The organism is Alteromonas sp. W12, assembly GCF_001924945.1.
Taxonomy (GTDB): domain Bacteria; phylum Pseudomonadota; class Gammaproteobacteria; order Enterobacterales; family Alteromonadaceae; genus Alteromonas; species Alteromonas macleodii.
The window spans coordinates 186,123-203,947 of the sequence record NZ_LQXH01000011.1 but is presented as its reverse complement, the minus strand read 5'-3'; the positions used below and the strand labels follow the sequence as shown (position 1 = coordinate 203,947).

At 45.2% G+C, this 17,825-nt stretch carries 21 protein-coding genes; 16 read left to right on the top strand and 5 right to left on the bottom strand.

Annotation, left to right across the window (positions count from 1 at the left end; all coding sequences use genetic code 11):
• The first annotated feature begins 13 nt into the window (after positions 1 to 13).
• From rpsJ to rpsQ, 11 genes are read left to right on the top strand one after another with little or no spacing between them, the layout of a single operon-like run.
• Positions 14 to 325 (top strand): 30S ribosomal protein S10, encoded by a 312-nt coding sequence (gene rpsJ, locus AWH61_RS17650; RefSeq protein ID WP_010179497.1) that lies wholly within the window; start codon positions 14 to 16, stop codon positions 323 to 325.
• An 18-nt stretch (positions 326 to 343) separates the two neighbouring features.
• A complete protein-coding gene (rplC, locus tag AWH61_RS17645) occupies positions 344 to 982 on the top strand; it encodes a 50S ribosomal protein L3 (RefSeq protein ID WP_014947975.1) in 639 nt (212 codons plus the stop codon).
• An 18-nt stretch (positions 983 to 1,000) separates the two neighbouring features.
• Positions 1,001 to 1,606, top strand: coding sequence for a 50S ribosomal protein L4 (gene rplD / locus AWH61_RS17640; protein WP_012516958.1), 606 nt, complete (start codon positions 1,001 to 1,003; stop codon positions 1,604 to 1,606).
• A complete protein-coding gene (gene rplW, locus AWH61_RS17635; RefSeq protein ID WP_012516959.1) occupies positions 1,603 to 1,902 on the top strand; it encodes a 50S ribosomal protein L23 in 300 nt (99 codons plus the stop codon). Before rplD ends, rplW begins: the two co-directional genes overlap by 4 nt.
• Positions 1,903 to 1,916: 14 nt before the next feature.
• Positions 1,917 to 2,741 (top strand): 50S ribosomal protein L2, encoded by an 825-nt coding sequence (gene rplB / locus AWH61_RS17630; protein WP_014947976.1) that lies wholly within the window; start codon positions 1,917 to 1,919, stop codon positions 2,739 to 2,741.
• Positions 2,742 to 2,756: 15 nt separating this feature from the next.
• Complete coding sequence (gene rpsS, locus AWH61_RS17625) at positions 2,757 to 3,032, top strand: 30S ribosomal protein S19 (protein ID WP_012516961.1); 276 nt, start codon at positions 2,757 to 2,759, stop codon at positions 3,030 to 3,032.
• Between the two features lie 11 nt (positions 3,033 to 3,043).
• Positions 3,044 to 3,376 carry a 50S ribosomal protein L22 gene (rplV, locus tag AWH61_RS17620; protein WP_014947977.1) on the top strand — a complete coding sequence of 111 codons (333 nt, stop codon included), beginning with the start codon at positions 3,044 to 3,046 and terminating at the stop codon, positions 3,374 to 3,376.
• Positions 3,377 to 3,385: 9 nt separating this feature from the next.
• Complete coding sequence (rpsC, locus tag AWH61_RS17615; protein WP_014947978.1) at positions 3,386 to 4,090, top strand: 30S ribosomal protein S3; 705 nt, start codon at positions 3,386 to 3,388, stop codon at positions 4,088 to 4,090.
• A gap of 2 nt (positions 4,091 to 4,092) precedes the next feature.
• Positions 4,093 to 4,503 (top strand): 50S ribosomal protein L16, encoded by a 411-nt coding sequence (gene rplP / locus AWH61_RS17610; protein ID WP_014947979.1) that lies wholly within the window; start codon positions 4,093 to 4,095, stop codon positions 4,501 to 4,503.
• Entirely contained in the window at positions 4,503 to 4,694 is a 192-nt protein-coding gene (gene rpmC / locus AWH61_RS17605; RefSeq protein WP_014947980.1) for a 50S ribosomal protein L29, read from the top strand. Before rplP ends, rpmC begins: the two co-directional genes overlap by 1 nt.
• Positions 4,694 to 4,951 (top strand): 30S ribosomal protein S17, encoded by a 258-nt coding sequence (rpsQ, locus tag AWH61_RS17600; RefSeq protein WP_014975444.1) that lies wholly within the window; start codon positions 4,694 to 4,696, stop codon positions 4,949 to 4,951. Before rpmC ends, rpsQ begins: the two co-directional genes overlap by 1 nt.
• An 85-nt stretch (positions 4,952 to 5,036) precedes the next feature.
• Here rpsQ and AWH61_RS17595 read toward each other — a convergent pair whose 3' ends face one another.
• On the bottom strand, positions 5,037 to 6,146 hold the full coding sequence (locus AWH61_RS17595; protein WP_075177788.1) for a glycosyltransferase family 4 protein: 1,110 nt from the start codon (positions 6,144 to 6,146) through the stop codon (positions 5,037 to 5,039).
• A gap of 397 nt (positions 6,147 to 6,543) precedes the next feature.
• Between AWH61_RS17595 and AWH61_RS17590 the strand changes: the two genes are divergently transcribed.
• Entirely contained in the window at positions 6,544 to 7,854 is a 1,311-nt protein-coding gene (locus tag AWH61_RS17590; RefSeq protein ID WP_075177787.1) for a 3-deoxy-D-manno-octulosonic acid transferase, read from the top strand.
• A gap of 294 nt (positions 7,855 to 8,148) precedes the next feature.
• Here the strand turns inward: AWH61_RS17590 and AWH61_RS17585 are convergent, their stop codons facing one another.
• A complete protein-coding gene (locus AWH61_RS17585) occupies positions 8,149 to 9,966 on the bottom strand; it encodes a cation:proton antiporter (RefSeq protein ID WP_014975447.1) in 1,818 nt (605 codons plus the stop codon).
• A 210-nt stretch (positions 9,967 to 10,176) separates the two neighbouring features.
• On the opposite strand from AWH61_RS17585, the gene AWH61_RS17580 reads away from it, so the two are divergent.
• Both AWH61_RS17580 and AWH61_RS17575 read left to right on the top strand, forming a co-directional pair.
• Positions 10,177 to 11,028, top strand: a complete 852-nt coding sequence (locus AWH61_RS17580) for a hypothetical protein (protein WP_075177786.1) — start codon at positions 10,177 to 10,179, stop codon at positions 11,026 to 11,028.
• A gap of 259 nt (positions 11,029 to 11,287) precedes the next feature.
• Positions 11,288 to 11,875 carry a hypothetical protein gene (locus tag AWH61_RS17575; protein WP_039231127.1) on the top strand — a complete coding sequence of 196 codons (588 nt, stop codon included), beginning with the start codon at positions 11,288 to 11,290 and terminating at the stop codon, positions 11,873 to 11,875.
• 60 nt (positions 11,876 to 11,935) lie between these two features.
• On the opposite strand, the gene AWH61_RS17570 is transcribed toward AWH61_RS17575, so the two are convergent.
• The 3 genes from AWH61_RS17570 to AWH61_RS17560 form a co-directional block, all read right to left on the bottom strand.
• On the bottom strand, positions 11,936 to 13,846 hold the full coding sequence (locus AWH61_RS17570) for a methyl-accepting chemotaxis protein (protein ID WP_061439211.1): 1,911 nt from the start codon (positions 13,844 to 13,846) through the stop codon (positions 11,936 to 11,938).
• Between the two features lie 408 nt (positions 13,847 to 14,254).
• A complete protein-coding gene (locus AWH61_RS17565; protein ID WP_039225122.1) occupies positions 14,255 to 16,444 on the bottom strand; it encodes a M3 family metallopeptidase in 2,190 nt (729 codons plus the stop codon).
• Between the two features lie 69 nt (positions 16,445 to 16,513).
• Positions 16,514 to 16,699: a hypothetical protein gene (locus AWH61_RS17560; protein WP_075177785.1), complete on the bottom strand. Its 186-nt coding sequence runs from the start codon at positions 16,697 to 16,699 to the stop codon at positions 16,514 to 16,516.
• Between AWH61_RS17560 and AWH61_RS17555 the strand changes: the two genes are divergently transcribed.
• Positions 16,698 to 17,216: a YgjV family protein gene (locus tag AWH61_RS17555; protein WP_014947990.1), complete on the top strand. Its 519-nt coding sequence runs from the start codon at positions 16,698 to 16,700 to the stop codon at positions 17,214 to 17,216. The genes AWH61_RS17560 and AWH61_RS17555 overlap by 2 nt on opposite strands.
• A 148-nt stretch (positions 17,217 to 17,364) precedes the next feature.
• A complete protein-coding gene (locus tag AWH61_RS17550; protein WP_039225121.1) occupies positions 17,365 to 17,805 on the top strand; it encodes a hypothetical protein in 441 nt (146 codons plus the stop codon).
• Positions 17,806 to 17,825: the final 20 nt, after the last annotated feature.

The following is a 17,825-nucleotide window of genomic DNA, read 5'->3' as shown; positions in this document are numbered from 1 at the left end:
TGGAGCTTAATCGATGCCAAATCAAAGAATTCGCATTCGTTTGAAAGCGTTTGATCACAAGTTGATCGATCAGTCTACGGCTGAAATCGTTGAAACTGCGAAACGCACTGGTGCTCAGGTAAGTGGTCCTATTCCTCTACCTACTCGCAAAGAACGCTATACAGTTCTGATTTCTCCGCACGTTAACAAAGACGCGCGTGATCAATATGAAATCCGTACTCACAAGCGTTTGGTAGACATCATCGAGCCAACTGATAAAACAGTTGACGCGTTGATGCGTTTGGACTTGGCTGCTGGCGTTGATGTTCAAATCAGCCTGGGCTAATAAGAGAGGGTTATAACAATGGCGATTGGTCTAGTCGGTCGTAAAGTGGGTATGACTCGCATCTTCACTGAAGATGGTACGTCTATCCCTGTGACTGTTATTGAAGCGACCCCAAACCGCGTTACTCAGCTTCGTACTGAGGAAACTGACGGTTATCGCGCTCTTCAGGTTACTGCTGGAACTAAGAAAGCTAACCGCATCAACAAAGCTGAAGCAGGTCACTTTGCTAAAGCTGGTGTTGAAGCTGGACGCACTCTAGTAGAATTCCGCCTAGAAGAAAACGAAGGTGCCGATATTGAAGTAGGCAGTGAAATCACTGTTGAAATCTTTAACGACACTAAGAAAATTGATGTAACTGGTACATCAAAAGGTAAAGGTTTCCAAGGTGCTATCAAGCGCTGGAACTTCAGTTCTCAGCGTATGACACACGGTAACTCTTTGTCACACCGTGCTCCTGGTTCAATTGGTCAAAACCAATCACCAGGTAAAGTATTCAAAGGCAAGAAAATGGCTGGTCAGCTTGGTAACAAGCAAGTGACTACTCAGTCTTTGGAAGTTGTACGTGTTGACGTAGAGAACGGCCTTATCCTAGTTAAAGGTGCCGTACCTGGCGCAACTGGCAACGATGTAATCGTAAAGCCAGCTGTTAAAGCGTAACGTCTGGGGAGTGAACTGATGGAATTAACATTGAAAGACGCGCAAAGCGCTCTTGAAGTATCCGAAGCGACCTTTGGACGTGAATTCAACGAAGCCCTGGTACACCAGGTAGTTGTAGCTTACGGTGCAGGTGCTCGTCAGGGTACAAAAGCGCAGAAAACTCGCGCTGAAGTTCGTGGTGGCGGTAAGAAGCCATGGCGTCAAAAAGGTACTGGCCGTGCTCGTGCTGGTACAATCCGTAGCCCAATTTGGGTTGGCGGTGGCCGTGCTTTCGCAGCAAAGCCTCGTGACTTTGACCAAAAAGTTAACAAGAAAATGTATCGCGGTGCGATCAAGAGCATCCTGTCTGAACTAATCCGTCAAGACCGTTTGGTTGTTGTAGAGAAGTTCGGTGTTGACGCACCTAAGACTAAAGCTCTTATTTCTGCACTTAACGAATATGAACTAAATGACGTTCTAATCGTTACTCCTGAAGTTGATGAGAACTTGTTCCTAGCGGCGCGCAACTTGTACAAAGTTGACGTACGTGACGTAGCAGGCATCGACCCAGTGAGCTTGATTGCATTTGAAAAAGTGCTAATGACTGCTGATGCGGTTAAACAACTTGAGGAGGCGTTAGCATGAAAGAAGAACGTCTACTGAAGGTGCTAGTAGCACCTCACGTTTCAGAAAAGTCTACAATGGCTGCTGAAGCGAACAACACAGTTGTATTTAAAGTAGCTAAAGACGCGAACAAAGCCGAAATCAAAGCTGCAGTTGAAAAACTGTTTGAAGTTGAAGTTGAAGGTGTTCGTACTGTGAACGTTAAGGGTAAAACCAAGCGTCACGGCATGTCTTTCGGTAAGCGCAGCGACTGGAAAAAGGCCTACGTGGTTCTTAAAGAAGGTCAGGACATCGACTTTGTCGGTGGTGCTGAGTAAGAAGGGGATTAGAAATGCCATTATTGAAAGCTAAGCCAACTTCTGCCGGTCGTCGTCACGTTGTTCAGGTCGTAAATCCTGACCTGCACAAAGGTGCACCGTACGCACCTTTGCTTGAAAAGAACAGCAAATCTGGCGGTCGTAACAACAATGGTCGTATTACCACTCGTCACATTGGTGGTGGTCATAAGCAACACTACCGTGTAATCGACTTTAAACGCAACAAAGACGGCATTCCAGCTAAAGTTGAGCGTTTAGAATACGATCCAAACCGTTCTGCAAACATTGCACTAGTATTGTACGCAGACGGTGAACGTCGTTACATTCTGGCTCCTAAGGGTATGCAAGCAGGTGATGCAATCCAGTCTGGTTCGGACGCTCCGATCAAGTCTGGTAACACTCTACCTATGCGTAACATCCCTGTAGGTACTGTTGTACACGCAATTGAAATGAAGCCTGGCAAAGGTGCGCAAATCGCACGTTCTGCTGGTGCTTATGCTCAGATCCTAGCACGTGACGGAAACTACGTTACCCTACGTCTACGCTCTGGCGAAATGCGTAAAGTTCTATCTGATTGCCGCGCCACTATCGGTGAAGTTGGCAATGCAGAGCACATGCTTCGTTCACTAGGTAAAGCTGGTGCTACACGCTGGCGTGGTGTTCGTCCTACCGTTCGTGGTGTTGCCATGAACCCGGTTGATCACCCACACGGTGGTGGTGAAGGTCGTACATCAGGCGGTCGTCACCCAGTAACTCCTTGGGGTGTTCCTACCAAAGGTAAGAAAACCCGAAGCAACAAGCGTACTGATAAGCTTATCGTACGTCGTCGAAACAAGTAATAGCGAGGATTCACCATGCCACGTTCTCTCAAGAAAGGTCCTTTTATTGACCTTCACTTGCTGAAGAAGGTAGAGGCTGCAGTGGAAAAGAACGAACGTAAACCAATCAAAACTTGGTCTCGTCGTTCTATGATCATCCCAGATATGATTGGGTTGACCATTGCGGTCCATAACGGTCGCCAACATGTACCTGTCATTATTAGTGACGAAATGGTCGGCCACAAGTTGGGCGAATTTGCGCCAACGCGTACTTACCGCGGCCATGTCGCGGATAAGAAAGCTAAACGTTAAGGGGTAGGAAGATGGAAGCATTAGCTAAACACCGTTTTGCCCGCACGTCGGCTCAAAAGGCACGCTTGGTTGCGGATCAAATTCGCGGAATGCACGTTGAGAAAGCTCTAGAGCTTCTTGCGTACAGCCCGAAGAAAAGCGCAGCGCTAGTAAAGAAAGTATTGGAATCTGCGATTGCTAACGCAGAGCACAACGAAGGCGCAGACATCGACGAATTACGCGTGTCTAAAGTTTTCGTTGACGAAGGTCCAACTATGAAACGTATCAAGCCACGTGCTAAAGGCCGTGCTGATCGTATCTTCAAGCGCAGCAGTCACATCACTGTGGTTGTAGCGGATAACTAGGAGTAGATAATGGGACAGAAGGTACATCCTACAGGTATACGCCTGGGTATCAGCAAACCATGGACTTCTACCTGGTACGCTAATACTGCAGACTATGCAGACAACCTGTATAACGATCATCAGGTACGTCAGTATCTGACTAAGCAACTAAAGAACGCTTCACTTTCTAAAATCGTGATCGAGCGTCCTGCTAAGAGCATCCGTGTGACTATTCACACTGCTCGTCCAGGCGTTGTAATCGGTAAGAAAGGTGAAGACGTAGAGAAGTTGCGTAACTACGTATCTAAGCTAGCCGGCGTGCCAGCTCAGATCAACATAGCTGAAGTACGTAAGCCAGAGCTAGATGGCCAGCTAGTAGCTGACAGCATCTCTAGCCAGCTAGAGCGTCGTGTTATGTTCCGTCGTGCTATGAAGCGCGCAGTACAAAACGCAATGCGTCTAGGCGCGAAAGGTATCAAAGTTGAAGTTAGCGGCCGTTTGGGCGGAGCAGAGATTGCACGTTCTGAATGGTACCGTGAAGGTCGCGTTCCTCTGCACACTTTCCGTGCGGATATCGATTACGCAACCTCTGAAGCGTCAACTACTTACGGTATCATCGGCGTTAAAGTATGGATCTTCAAAGGTGAAGTTCTAGGTGGTCTACCTACAACTCAAGAGCAAGCACCAGCTGCTCAACCTAAGAAGAAAGGCCGCAACGCTAAGCGAGAGGGCTAATCATGTTACAACCAAAACGCATGAAGTTCCGTAAGATGCACAAAGGCCGCAACCGCGGCTTAGCAGCGGGTAATACTGTTGCCTTTGGTACTTACGGCCTTAAAGCAGTTGGTCGTGGTCGAATGACTGCGCGCCAAATCGAAGCAGCGCGTCGTGCTATGACTCGTCACGTTAAGCGTCAAGGTAAAATTTGGATTCGAGTTTTCCCTGACAAGCCAATTACTGAGAAGCCTCTAGAAGTGCGTCAAGGTAAAGGTAAAGGTAACGTTGAGTACTGGGTATGCCAAATTCAGCCTGGTCGTGTGCTATACGAGATGGAAGGTGTTCCTGAAAATCTTGCACGCGAAGCGTTTGAATTGGCAGCGGCTAAACTGCCATTTAAAACAACCTTTGTAACTCGGACGGTGATGTAATGAAAGCGACTGAACTGAAAGAAAAGAGCGTAGAAGAGCTGAACGCAGAGTTGATTAACCTGCTACGCGAACAGTTCAACCTACGCATGCAGCACACAACAGGTCAGCTTGAAAAAACTGATCAGTTGAGAAAAGTACGTCGTAACATCGCGCGTGTTAAAACCATTCTGACTCAAAAGGCTGATGCGTAATGACTGAGCAAAAAATTCGTACAGTACAAGGTCGTGTGGTTAGCAACAAGATGGATAAGTCTATCACTGTTGTAGTTGAACGTTTTGTTAAGCACCCAATCTACGGGAAGTTCATCAAGCGCTCTACTAAGCTTCACGCCCACGACGAAAACAACGTATGCAATAAAGGTGACGTAGTAACAGTACGTGAATGTCGCCCACTATCTAAGAGCAAATCTTGGATGCTAGTTGACGTTGTTGAGAAAGCTGGCGTTTAATCGCTAACTTTTTTCAAAGTCTTAAAAAAGCCGCTCTCGAGCGGCTTTTTTGTATCTGCAGTTTCTTACACGTGCTTCCATAGGCTTAAGCGTGTTCATTATCAGCGCAGTTGAAGACTAGCGTCTTGTATAAATCAGCGTAGGCACTGGACATCCTTTCTATACCAAATTTACTTGTGACAAGCTTATACAAAGCCTCTCCATATTGTGCTCTTTCATCACGTGATTCAATTAGACTAATTAAGCTCTCCCCAATTCCGTCAATATCTCCCGGCGCTACCATTACACCTGTCTCCTTATGCTTGATAACTTCGGGTATTCCCCCCACAGGACTAGATAACACTGCACATTTATTAGCACCTGCCTGAAGTAAAATATCGCCTAAACCCTCTGAATAGGAAGGATGAACCAGAATATCTACATTAGGGAGTATTTTGGCTACCTCTTTAGTAAAACCGCAAAGCTTCACATGCTCGTCTAGCTTATGGCGTTCTATAAGTGATTGATAGCTCTCTTTTAGATTTCCCTCGCCAAACAATAAACAGGTTACATTTTCATGCTTGTTCAATACATCGTGCATAGCCAAAATGATATCCGCTTGCCCTTTTTGAGATATGTACTGAGCGAAGTTTGCAATGACGATATGGTCTTCAGGAATAGAGAATGTACGTCGCAGCCAACCGCTATCTTTGCATTGGGAATACTCTGTTAAGTCTACTGCTGGATATATAACGCGCTGATGTTCTACGCCTTCACAATGTAGTGAAACCACTTTCCTCACACCTTCAGATACGCTGATAACTGCATCGAATTGTTTGTACTTATAAAATGAAAAGTGAGTTTCGGGGTTATCTATTCGCCTTGTGCAAACCGTAGGCACACCTGAGATTTTGGCCAGCATGGCACCCCATACATCCGAACCCCGTTCGCTGTGCACATGAATAATATCTGGGTTAACCCCATTTACGACTTCCAGTAAACGCTTTACACATAGGAAGTCTGACTCACCGGCATACTTAATGGTATGCGTTTCACAATGCCCAAAAGCCGTATGACGAATCTCACTGTCTTCAGCGCAAACCAAGTGAAGTGAAATATCATCATGGTGCTCTAACGCATTGATGAGGTATGCAACTTGTTCTGCGCCACCGTGAAGATGTATGCCAAGTTCAATGTGAAGAACGCGTATACTCAAATGCCTTCCTTAAAATTTATTTAATATTCTGTATACGCTGCTTTTTTTTTTAAGACCGTTTTTTTGCGGCTTTTCTTATATGGTTGTGGTTACATCTTGCTGTTTAAACATCGCTATACGCATAAAGCGAGTGATCAATATATTATTGCCTTTCTCATATACACTATTTACTTACGTATAAGGTCGCTTTGCCCTAGACGCGGGCTATTTAGCCACTACAATGTCGAAAGAATCTATCGGGAACTGCGGCACTAGATAGCTAGAATTACCTGCTTACCGCTGGGAGTGGGTGTTTCGCAGTGCCCAGCACACCGTATTTGAAAAGCATAATTCAACATCGATAGTCGATCACTTGTAGTCGTGCCGTCGAAGTATCTGTATCAAAAAGGATGTATTTATGGTTGTTGCCAATACACGTGGCTATAAACCTACTCTACTTGAAACGCTCTGCCGGTGGGGATATTCGCTTGTATTGGCGATTGCCATTCCCTTCGCATTTATTCATTTATTGATAAAAGCCACTAAAGCAAGCGATGACTCACATCGAGGGAGATTTGAGCGTTTTGGTATAGTCCCAAAGCCGCTCAAGCAGAATGGCTATTTGTTTCACTGTGTTTCAGTGGGGGAAGTCGTGGCTGCTTCATGCGTAATAAAGCGAATAATGCAACACGAGCCAGACGCGCAAATAACCGTAACTACAACCACGTCTACAGGCTCTGCTCGCGTTCGAGATATATTCAAAGACACCGTTCACCATTTCTATCTGCCTTATGATTTGTCGCTGACTATGTCTTCAATGCTGAAACGCATTAAGCCCAAAGCAGTAATGATTACAGAAGTTGAACTATGGCCAAACCTTATTCACGTGTGCTGGAAGCGCAATATTCCCGTTATGGTAATAAATGCTCGCATGACTGAGCGCTCGGCTAAACGTTATAAAAAAATCGGACAACTATTTAACCCTATGTTGGCTAAGCTATCTCACGTATGTGCTCAAGGGCAGAGAGACTATGATAATTATGCATGGCTTGGTGTTGCGCAAGATAAGCTAACCCTCACGAATAATATTAAGTTTGATCAAGCCGCAAATACAGCGAGCTCTTCTGCACATTTTCTTGGGTTAGCTAAGGGTACAAGGCCAATACTAGTTGCAGGCAGCACGCACGAACCTGAAGAGAGCGTTATCGTTGAATCTGCAAAGGTTTTATGGGACGAGAACCCTCAACTACGGGTGATTATTGTCCCTCGCCATCCAGAGCGTTTTGAAGCCGTAGCAAAATTACTTGAAAGGCATAATTTGAACTTCGTCAAAAGTTCAGAGGTGGATAACGTTCCAGACGATGTGAACGTTATCCTGTTGGATGAAATGGGTAAGTTAAATCATGCTTATGCGGTAGCAACATTTGCCTTTGTTGGCGGCTCTATTGCCGATAGAGGCGGCCATAATGCCCTTGAGCCGGCAGCATTCTCGTTGCCAATAATGATGGGGCCACACACCTATAATAACCCTGTTATCTGCGACTATTTAAAAGAATGTGGCGCATTAAGCATTGTAGAAGATGCTTCTCGCGTTTCTTCAACGGTTCAAGAGTGGCTTGAATCACCCAGTAAAGCTGAAAAAGCGGGAATGGCCGGTAAAAAGGTACTACAGGATAACAGCGGCGCGTTAGATTCTACTCTAGCGTGTATACATCGCAGTATTCGCTAAATGCCGTCAGTCAAAAACAGCAACTCGTTGTTATTGAACAAAAAAGGAACCCCGCATTTGTGCGTCTGATGCACCAAATTAGGCGCTGTGACAGCGAAAAGATAATGAATAGGGACTTGGTTTTTAGCTATCTATTTGATTATGCAAGGATTGTTAAAGTTGGTTCGCTGCTTGCTATAAAGTGTGCGACAGCGTAACAACAGTAAAATCCAAATAAATATGCACCTTTTAAAAAGGGCACTGCGTTGCGCGTTTTCCAGGGAGAGACCTCCTGCCGGTGGGCAGGAGGTTTTCTTACTTTTGCACTTCTACTTTTTCTTCTTTTCGTTCTGGTTCAATCAAGCTAATCACACGCCATCCTGCTTTAGGCTGAATACTGTTACCGTTGATAAAAGTATAGCTCTTACCTTCAGCGTTGATCGCAATGAGAGGTGTAGCGCGCTCACCATACTGTTTAATGTACTGCTCGTAAGTAAACTCTTCAGATAAACGGGTGGTTTTCACCATTGAGTCACGGGCAATGGCCGATGCTAAATACCCATAAGTAACGCCTTCATCGAACAGAGTAAGTTTTTTCGCGTATTGTTCGCTAACTTGGTGACTTGGTCGCGTAGATTGTTCGTTATTTGTCAGCGCCCATACTTTGTCTTTGCCCATCGTGTATTCAAAGTGATAAGCAATAAGTGGGTTAAGCTGCTTATAAGGCGACATAATCAGCACGGTACCGAATGTATTCAGATCAAGATGTCGCGCTGCATGGTCAGACATTGGGTTGCCAAAATATACTGGGATATCCTTCATACGCGCTTCTCTTATTGCGTCCCAGTTAGTATCTGCAATGGTAACGTCTAGCTTTTGGTTTATCATTTCCGTCGCTAAGGCGCGGTTGAATTTACTGCCACCGAAAATCAGATAGCCAGTTGGCGCAGGCGCTCTCACCTTAAGTAGCGACGCAACAGTGCGTGAAGTAAGGCTCTGTACCACTACTGTTGCAATAATCACCATAAAGACAATAGGAACAATGATACCCGCACCTTCATAGCCAATTTCTTCAAGCTTTAAAGAGAAAAGGGCTGATACCGCCGCTGCAACAATACCGCGAGGTGCAATCCAGCTTAGCAAGGCTAATTCGTTTAACTTGAGTCCGGTACCGACGGAGGACGCCAATACGGACAAAGGCCGAGCCACAAACATTATGGCGGCAAGCACTACAACGGAGCCCCAACCTACATCCACTACCGATTGTAAGTTCAAACGCGTGGCAAGCAGAATAAATAAGCCTGAAATAAGTAAAACACTGAGGGTTTCTTTAAATTCAAGAATGTCTTCAACGTCTACGTCCTTCATATTGGCCAGTACCATACCAGATATGGTAACGGCCAAAAGGCCAGACTCGTGCGCAACATAATTAGACGCTGCAAACACACCCAGAATAACGGTTAACACTGCGGTGTTAAGCAAATAGTGCGGTATCCAGTCTTTGCGAATAGACAGACCAAGCAGATAGCCAGAAGCGAGACCAAGTACGGAGCCAATTCCAATGGTTTTGCCAAACGCTATTAGCGTATGGGTAATGGCGGTTTCTTGCGATGCAACGATAAACTCGAAAACCAGTACGGCGAGCAGAGCGCCGATAGGGTCTATAACAATCCCTTCCCAGCGTAAGATATTGGCCAAATTCGTTTTCGGACGCACGGTTCTGAGCATGGGTACTATAACCGTGGGGCCTGTTACGGTAACAATGGCTCCGAATAGGAAGGATAGCTGCCAAGTAAGATCAAGACTGTAGTGCGCTGCAGTGGCTGCGACAAGCCAGGTTACAACCACGCCCACAGAGCAAAGGTTTCGAACCATGTTCCCATGACCCGCGATGTCGCTGAACTTCAGCGTCAGTGACCCTTCAAAAAGAATAATGGCAACAGAGAGAGAAACGACAGGAAACAGCAAATCACCGAATAAGTCGTCCGCGTTGAGCACGCCAAAAACAGGGCCAACCACAATACCGACAATTAACAACGGTAAAATAGCAGGGAGCCTAACCTTATAGGCTAAGTATTGGCAGGTAATTGACAGCAATCCAACTGCAACGAGTGAAAGAAGCGGGTCTGACAAAGTGAGTCCTTAACGTGTTGATATTATTCCATGGTATATCAGCCTAAACATTTGTCATACAGAGACTTTAGGCCAACCTATGTTTATAGCGATATACGCTTGGGCTAAAAGTTTAGACCAATAGACCTTATTTAGCGCACTAAAATGCATGTTAGAGAGTGGGTAGGTTTGATATTATTCGTCACTTATCGTTCTTTTCGGAGCCTTTCATTGAACACTCACTTTAAATTCGCGGCTTTATCAGCATCGCTTGTACTAGCATCGGCATGCGCAGTTCAATATCCCATCCCTTCTGCACAGTTACAAATAGAAAATATCGTTGAGTTGCCGGAAGAACTTTCAGAAACATCGGGTCTATTTTGCGAAACGGACGGCATGTATTCATTAAATGACTCAGGTAATGCTCCTGTCATTTATCGTATAAATTACCAGGGTGAAATTATTGAACGAACGCGCTTACCGCTCACCAATAAAGACTGGGAAGCAATAACCGCTGACGCTTCATCGTTTTACATTGCGGATGTGGGAAACAATAAAGGCAAAAGAGAGCAGGTCGAAATACATAAAGTAAACCGCTCAAATGTGAATGACATCACCTCTATTACGTTGAAATACGAGGGTAACGACGCTTCGAATAACATTCCTTATGCTCATGATTTCGACTCAGAGGCGATGGTTAAGCATGGCGATGACCTGCTTCTTTTTTCTAAAAGTTGGAAAACAGGTATAACCCATATCTATAAAGTGAACGAAGACGAAGCTGAGCAAACCATTAGTACGTTTGCGTCCATTGATGGACTGCCGGGCGTGGTAACTGGGGTAGACTTCGATCAGCACCAAAATAGGTTTGTTATCACTGGCTACAAATCAGATCCATTTGGAAACTTTGCCACTTTCATGGCTCAAGTATCGAGCGACTTTGCCCTTCTTGATGTATGGCCGCTTGAGCAATATAAACAAGTTGAAGGCATATGCGTGGATAATAGTGGCACATATTGGTTCAGCGAAGAAGCTACTGAAGGGCGCAAAGCATCATTGTCTAGCGCCAGAGTAATGCCATAACAAGTAGCGCCAAAACAGGTAACGCCGTAACGAGCAACGCCATAAAAAAGGCGAGCTGATTGAAGTCTGGCAGCCAATCCCCCCAAGCTTATTCACGGTTGTGAATAAGCGCTCTTTCATTGTCAGCAGTTGTTCTTTTAAAGTTATCTTTTAGTCGATGTTAGTAAAATGGCTAATACCCAACTGCCTACTTTCCTGTCTATACTGAAATTGTGATCAAATAAGTTGTAGCCAACCACAATTTGAGAGGCAGCGAAAAATGAGACGATTGAACCAGTCCTTTTTAGCAATGTGTATTTGCCCATGTTTTTTATTGGCGGGTGCAGCAAATGCTTCCGTAGTTGAAAAAGCACAGGAATGGCTCAACAAATACTCAAGCAATGACGACACGTTTTCCCTAACTCTCACTAAAAACAAAATTAAGTTCAAAGGCTGCAAACAAAAGCAGTATCAACTTGCATTTAGCCAAAAACTGGCGCCAATGTTTAACGTTGAAGCCATTGTCCATTACAACAAAGGGCTGCTTGACTACGGTGTTATGTCTCAGCGTGTCAGAAGCCACGAATTTGAAGTGGTTAGCTGGTGGGATAGAGGTGATTATCGGTTGGGGTTAAGCCATAAAGTACGCCCCCGTCATGAGATGAGCATTCCGGTTGCCGATACAATTCGTCTGCCTACCAGTACATCAGCAGGCCTTTACGTAGAAATTCCATTCAATGAAGACAAGCACCTTCTTACTGTTGGAGCTATGAGAGAATCGTGGGAAAGTGAAGGAGCATCAATGCAATTGCCATGGCGCTCCAGCCGTGACAATCAAGTAAAAGTAGAATACGCCATCACTTTCTAAATGGTGGCGCATACGATTGTGCTATCTCACCGCTTTGTCATTCATAAGACATAAGTAAACTTAAAGCTTAAATCTGCTCACTTCTGACGAGAGTTCTTGCGCCAGTTCATCGAGCTTGTCACTCACGCTAACCAATATCTTAGTCGCATTCAGGGTTTCTTCACTTGATGCACTAATGTCATTAATGTTTCGACTGATATCTTCAACCACCGTAGCTTGCTCTTCCGTAGCCGTCGCTACTTGCGTGTTCACATCATTAATGTGAGCAATCTCTTCGGCGATATCTTGAAGCAGTTTGTCTATTTCATTGGTTGCGGTTACCACATCGGTTGTGCGTGCGCGACTTGACTCCATTTGCGAAACGGCAGATTTAGAGTCTTGCTGGAACTTATCGATCTTCACCTGTATTTCATCAGTCGCTTGAGCGGCACGTTGTGCAAGTGTTCGCACCTCATCAGCAACGACTGAGAAGCCTCGGCCGTGATCGCCAGCCCGAGCTGCTTCTATAGCAGCATTTAGCGCAAGTAAATTGGTTTGCTCTGAAATACCTCGAATTGTATCGAGGATACCGCCAATGGCTGCGGTGTGTTCATCTAGCGATTGAATAACCCGAGACACATCTTGAATTTGACCCGAAAGACCGTTTATCGCGTGCACCGCACGTTGGGTAATTTCTCGACCGTGAGCGGAATTAGTTGTAGCCATATTCGCATTTTGCGCAGCATGGGTAGCTGACTGGGCTACTTCATTTACCGTACTGCCCATCTCTGTTAGCGCGGCTGCCGCCTGCAAGGTTTGATCGCGCTGGCTCTTGGTAGAGTTTTCTGTTTGATGAGACTGCTTCGCAACATCTTGTGCTGATGCCTTTAGTGCGTGACTTGTTTTCGCCACTTGCGAAATGGTGCCGTGAAGGTGATCAATAAAGTTATTGAACCCTTCCACTAATCGGGCAATTTCCTTTTGTTCTGGCATAGGAATACGAGAGCGTAAGTCGCCTTGTCCTCTGCCAAGCTGCTGGAAAACATCGGCCAGTGATTCAAGTGGTTTGGTAAGCGTGCCTGCTAGCCAAATACCAATAAGTGCGAAAGCGCCTGCTATCACCAAAGCCCAAATAATAATCTGGCGACTGCCTGCATTTAGTGATGCGTAAAGCTCATGCTCGGGTACTTGTGCAACCACGTACCAACCGGCTTTTTCCACATAGGTACTGGCAAACAGTTGCGTGTCGCCTGCCGCGTCGCTGGTGGCCATAGCAAAGCTCTGACGATTGAGTAGTTGCCCTGATGTGCTTGAATCGCTTATGGACGCTAACTTAGCCTTTCCTAATAACTCGGTATTGGGATGCGCGATAATGGTGCCGTTTCCGTCAACAAGAAAGACAAAGCCGGTTTGCGCAATTTTCACCGCATTGATGATATCTAGCAGCTCATCGACCGATTTAGCGACACCCGACATACCTCTGCCGTTTACTTGCTGGTAATTCGCAAAAAGTCGGTAACCTTGACCCGGTTCGTTGTATAGGCTTAGTGAAATTGGTTCGCCGCTATTTTTGTAAGCGAAAAACCACCCATCAAATTCATCGTTTTGTAGCACCCGCAAGAAACCATCTTGGTTCCAATATTTGTAGGTGGTTCTGTCTACAAATGAGGCTACCGTTAAATCGTTAAATTCAACGATATTACTTAAATAGCTAAGGAGACGGCGTTCGCCAGCGCTATCTGCGCCTGCCGACGACCAGGCAAGAATGTCGGGGTTAGAAGCAATGCCGTGAGCAACGGTAAGCATTACACTTGCTTCCCTGTCCACTCGGTTACCAACCTGTTTAAGTAATGAAGGAAGCTGAAGTTCTTCCATGTTCTCTTTAACGAGATCACGGGCAATCCATTGGCTAATAGAACCTACAAGAATAGCAGCAGCGAGCACCGCCACTATAAGAGAAATAATGAGTTTTTGTTTTATACTGAAAGTCATGACTTTCGACCACGTAAGTTAATGCTGAAATTTATGATCAAGGGTGACGTGGCATTGCAGGCACAGCAACGTCTGATACTGAGTCCTAGGCGGGTCAGTACTACTCTCTGATTCTTACGCTAGTGCTATTTTTATTTTTTAAGCGCAGACAAGTTATCGACCTTTTCCCTGCAAAGTTTATACTTTTTGCTAGGGCAAAGAGATTGTGAAGCATAATTGACCAATAGGTCAATAGAAAGATGAGGCTTTACAAAAACGTCAGTTGTAAAAAAGCCCTCTGCTTTACGAAGAAAACAAGAGGGCCAATGGCGTACTGAAGCTAAATATTTAATTAGCCACAGCTAGGGCCTGTTGCTCTTTGATGTACAGCGAATAACAACAGGTCCTAGGAAGGGTAAGGACGTTAACTTACTCTTTGCTTTCCTTAGGAATAGGGAAACCACGGTCACGCATCAATGCGTCTACCTTGGCGTCACGACCACGGAACTTGCGATATGCTTCAGCTGGATCCATTGCGTTACGTACGGCGAATAGATATTTCACTAAGCGATCGCCTACTTCTTTATCGTAGAAACCACCCGGTGCTTCCATAAAGGCTTCTGCTGCGTCAGCAGTAAGAACCTCTGCCCACATGTAGCCGTAATAGGCCGCAGCATAACCTTCACCCGAGAACACGTGACCAAAGTGAGGTGAACGGTGACGCATAACGATTTCTTCTGGCATACCAAGCTTCTTAAGCTCTTCACGCTCAAAAGTATCAGGGTCAATCTTGCTAGGATCGGTAGTATGATACTTCAGGTCCATAATGGCAGAAGCCATGTACTCAGTGGTTTTGAAGCCTTCATTGAAGGTTGAGGCCTTCTTAATCTTCTCAACTAGTTCTGCTGGAATTGGCTCGCCTGTTTCATGGTGAACCAGATAGTTGTTGATTACCTCATCGGTGGTCAACCAGCGCTCTAATAACTGAGACTGGAACTCAGTGTAATCGCGTACGCCAGAATGCGAAGACGGGTATTCTACGTCAGACGCTAAGAAGTGAAGGGCATGACCGAATTCATGGAAGTAGGTTTCAGCATCATCCCACGAGATAAGTGTAGCTTCGCCATCAGCACCTTTCACGAAGTTCGAGTTGTTTGAAGACAATACGGTCTTCTTACCATCGAACGTGGTGTAAGAGCGATACGTCGTTGCCCAAGCACCAGAGCGTTTACCTTGGCGTGAGAATGGGTCAAGGTACCAAAGGCCGATATGCTCACCGCTGTCTTTGTCAGTTACTTCCCATACTTTCACGTCTTCGTGGAAAACGGGTACTTTGCCTTCTTCAACAGGTGTGAAGTTGAAGTTGAACAAGCGACCTGCAACGTAAAACATCGCTTCGCGAAGCTTATCAAGCTGTAAGTACTGCTTTACTTCGTTTGAATCTAGGTCGTACTTCGCTTGGCGCACTTTTTCTGCATAGAAGCGGTAGTCCCATGGCGCAATAGTAATGTCTGCACCTTCTTCATCGGCAATGGCCTGCATGTCGGCCACTTCTTCTTCAACGCGAGCAATAGCAGCAGGCCATACTTTCATCATTAGATCCATGGCGTTTTCTGGGTTCTTCGCCATACGATCTTCTAAACGCCACTGTGCGTAATTTTCGTAACCTAACAGCTCAACGCGCTCATCTCGAAGGGTTAGGATGCGCTTGATAATGTCATTGTTATCAAACTCGTCGGCATTGTCACCGCGGTTGTAGTAAGTACGCCATACTTTTTCGCGAAGCTCACGATTGGTTGAGTAGGTCAAGAACGGGTCCATAGACGAACGCGTATTGGTAATCGCATACTTACCTTCTTCGCCGCGAGACTCTGCTGCCGCTTTAGCTGCCTTTACAAACGAAGCGGGTAGGCCGTCAAGCTGGTCTTCAGTAATATAAGTAACGTAGTTTTCTTCGTCTGCTAGCACGTTGTTAGAAAACTTGGTGTGCAGCGTAGCAAGTTCTTGGTTAATTTCAGCATAGCGCTTTTTCGCTTCGCCATCTAACGTTGCACCGTTGCGCGCGAAGCTGTTGTAAGTCATCCACGTAATACGCTGTTCTTCTGGCGTGAGCGATTTCAGTTCATCAGACTCGTACACCGTTTTCACCCTTTCAAAGAGTTTTTCATTTTGCGTAATTTGAGTGAAGAAAGCTGACAGTTTTGGTGACATCTCGGCCTGAATTTCGCGGAATTCAGGGCTAGACTTGTTTGAACTCCAAATGCCGTAATACGTGAATACGCGTCCAAGCTCTGCACCTGCGCGCTCCATTTCAACAATGACGTTTTCAAACGTTGGTGGCGCTTCGTTATTTGCGATGGCTTCGATCTCTTTAAGATTCAGTTCCATGGCTTTTTCTAGCGCAGGCTTTAAATCTTCCAAATTCATTTTATCGAAAGCAGGCACACCGCCGTACGGGCCTTTAAACTCTTGAAGCAGCACGTTATCAAACTGTGCTTGTTGAGATGTCGCTGTATTTTGTACATCTGTGCTGGTGGTCTCAGGTGCTTTTTGTTCTGAACATGCACCGAGTGCAACCACAACCGCCATAGCGGTGAGTGATGATTTAAATTTACCCATGAGTTTTCCTGTCTGTTTTTATCTATACGTTTTATGACAAAAACCATCTTAAGATAATGTAAAAATAAGTTAAATGCTCTTTAACGTAATTCCTTGCAGCACAGCGGTTTGAAGAGAAATCGCGCTGATATGCAATTCGTCGAAATTGGTCAAATTTTGATTGGCTTTACGCTGGTTGGAAATTACACTGCGCGCGTTCTGAATAGCTGTCTTCCGCAGCTCGTAAACCACTGACTTTTTTACTGTGATCATCATGTTTGAATTACTTCTTCACGCGTTTCCCGTTGCATTCGCTTTGGCCTCTTTTTGGTCGAACACTGAACGTAAATTACTGCTACTGAATTTAGGGTTATGTATTGCTATTGGCTCACTTTTGGTTTTCGAGCAAGCGTGGGGAGGAGCCGTAGTAATTACGGTGGCGGGGCTGAGTACCAGTTATCGTTTAATAAAACAAAAACTTCTGTCTCCTGTGGCAACCTACATTACATTAATCTCTATGATGGTTATTGTGCTGACGGTGAATAACCTAACCGGTAAAACATCGTTAGTTGAAGCTATGCCGGTGTTAACTTTTATGGCATACCGGTTTGGTGAACTTCACTGTAAGGAAGCGGGTTTAAGGGTATGCATGATTATTGGCTCCATCAACTTCACTGCGTACGGAATAATTACGCAAACGTGGGGATTAGCCATTACTGAAGCCCTGTTTGCAGCCTCGAACCTGTGGTATTACATGAAGCTAAGACGTGCCATGCGCACCAGCCCTGTTTGAAGCGTAAAGTAGTTCATGTCAGACCGATAACTGCACTAACCTAATGACAAGAAAGTGGACGTATTGAAACCGTTGCTTGTATTGAAACCATAGCCGCTTTGTGATTTATTGCGTCTTTAAAGGGAATCAAAATTTCACAAGGAAGACGATGCAACGCAAACCCATCGACAAGGCACTATTTCTTGGTGTTCCAGTATTTCTACTGGCTCTTTTTATTTTAAATATCACTGCAGAAGGTGAAGTTAAACTAGCGGCTACCCTAGGTAGTGTTGGGCTATGTATAGGCTTTTTCTCTTATTTAAGAAGCAGGCGCTTCGGCAATAGATATCCCATTGAAAAATTGATAGAAAAAGATGGTGATTTTGTGGTGTTTCACTTTTTACAGGGACTTGATCGCCAACCCCTCAGGGTGAACGCCAATACTATCTATGCGCTTAATTTTTCTCACCATTACCTTGGAGTCATTTTGGAAAGCGGCAACGGTAAAGGGTTTGACTTTCACTACCCTCATAAGGAAGCCGTAATAAAAGCGAGACTTCAAGAGGTGCTTGGTGATGATGGATTTAACAACGTAAAAAAGAATGTCTAAATAAAACGAAAAAAGTGTAG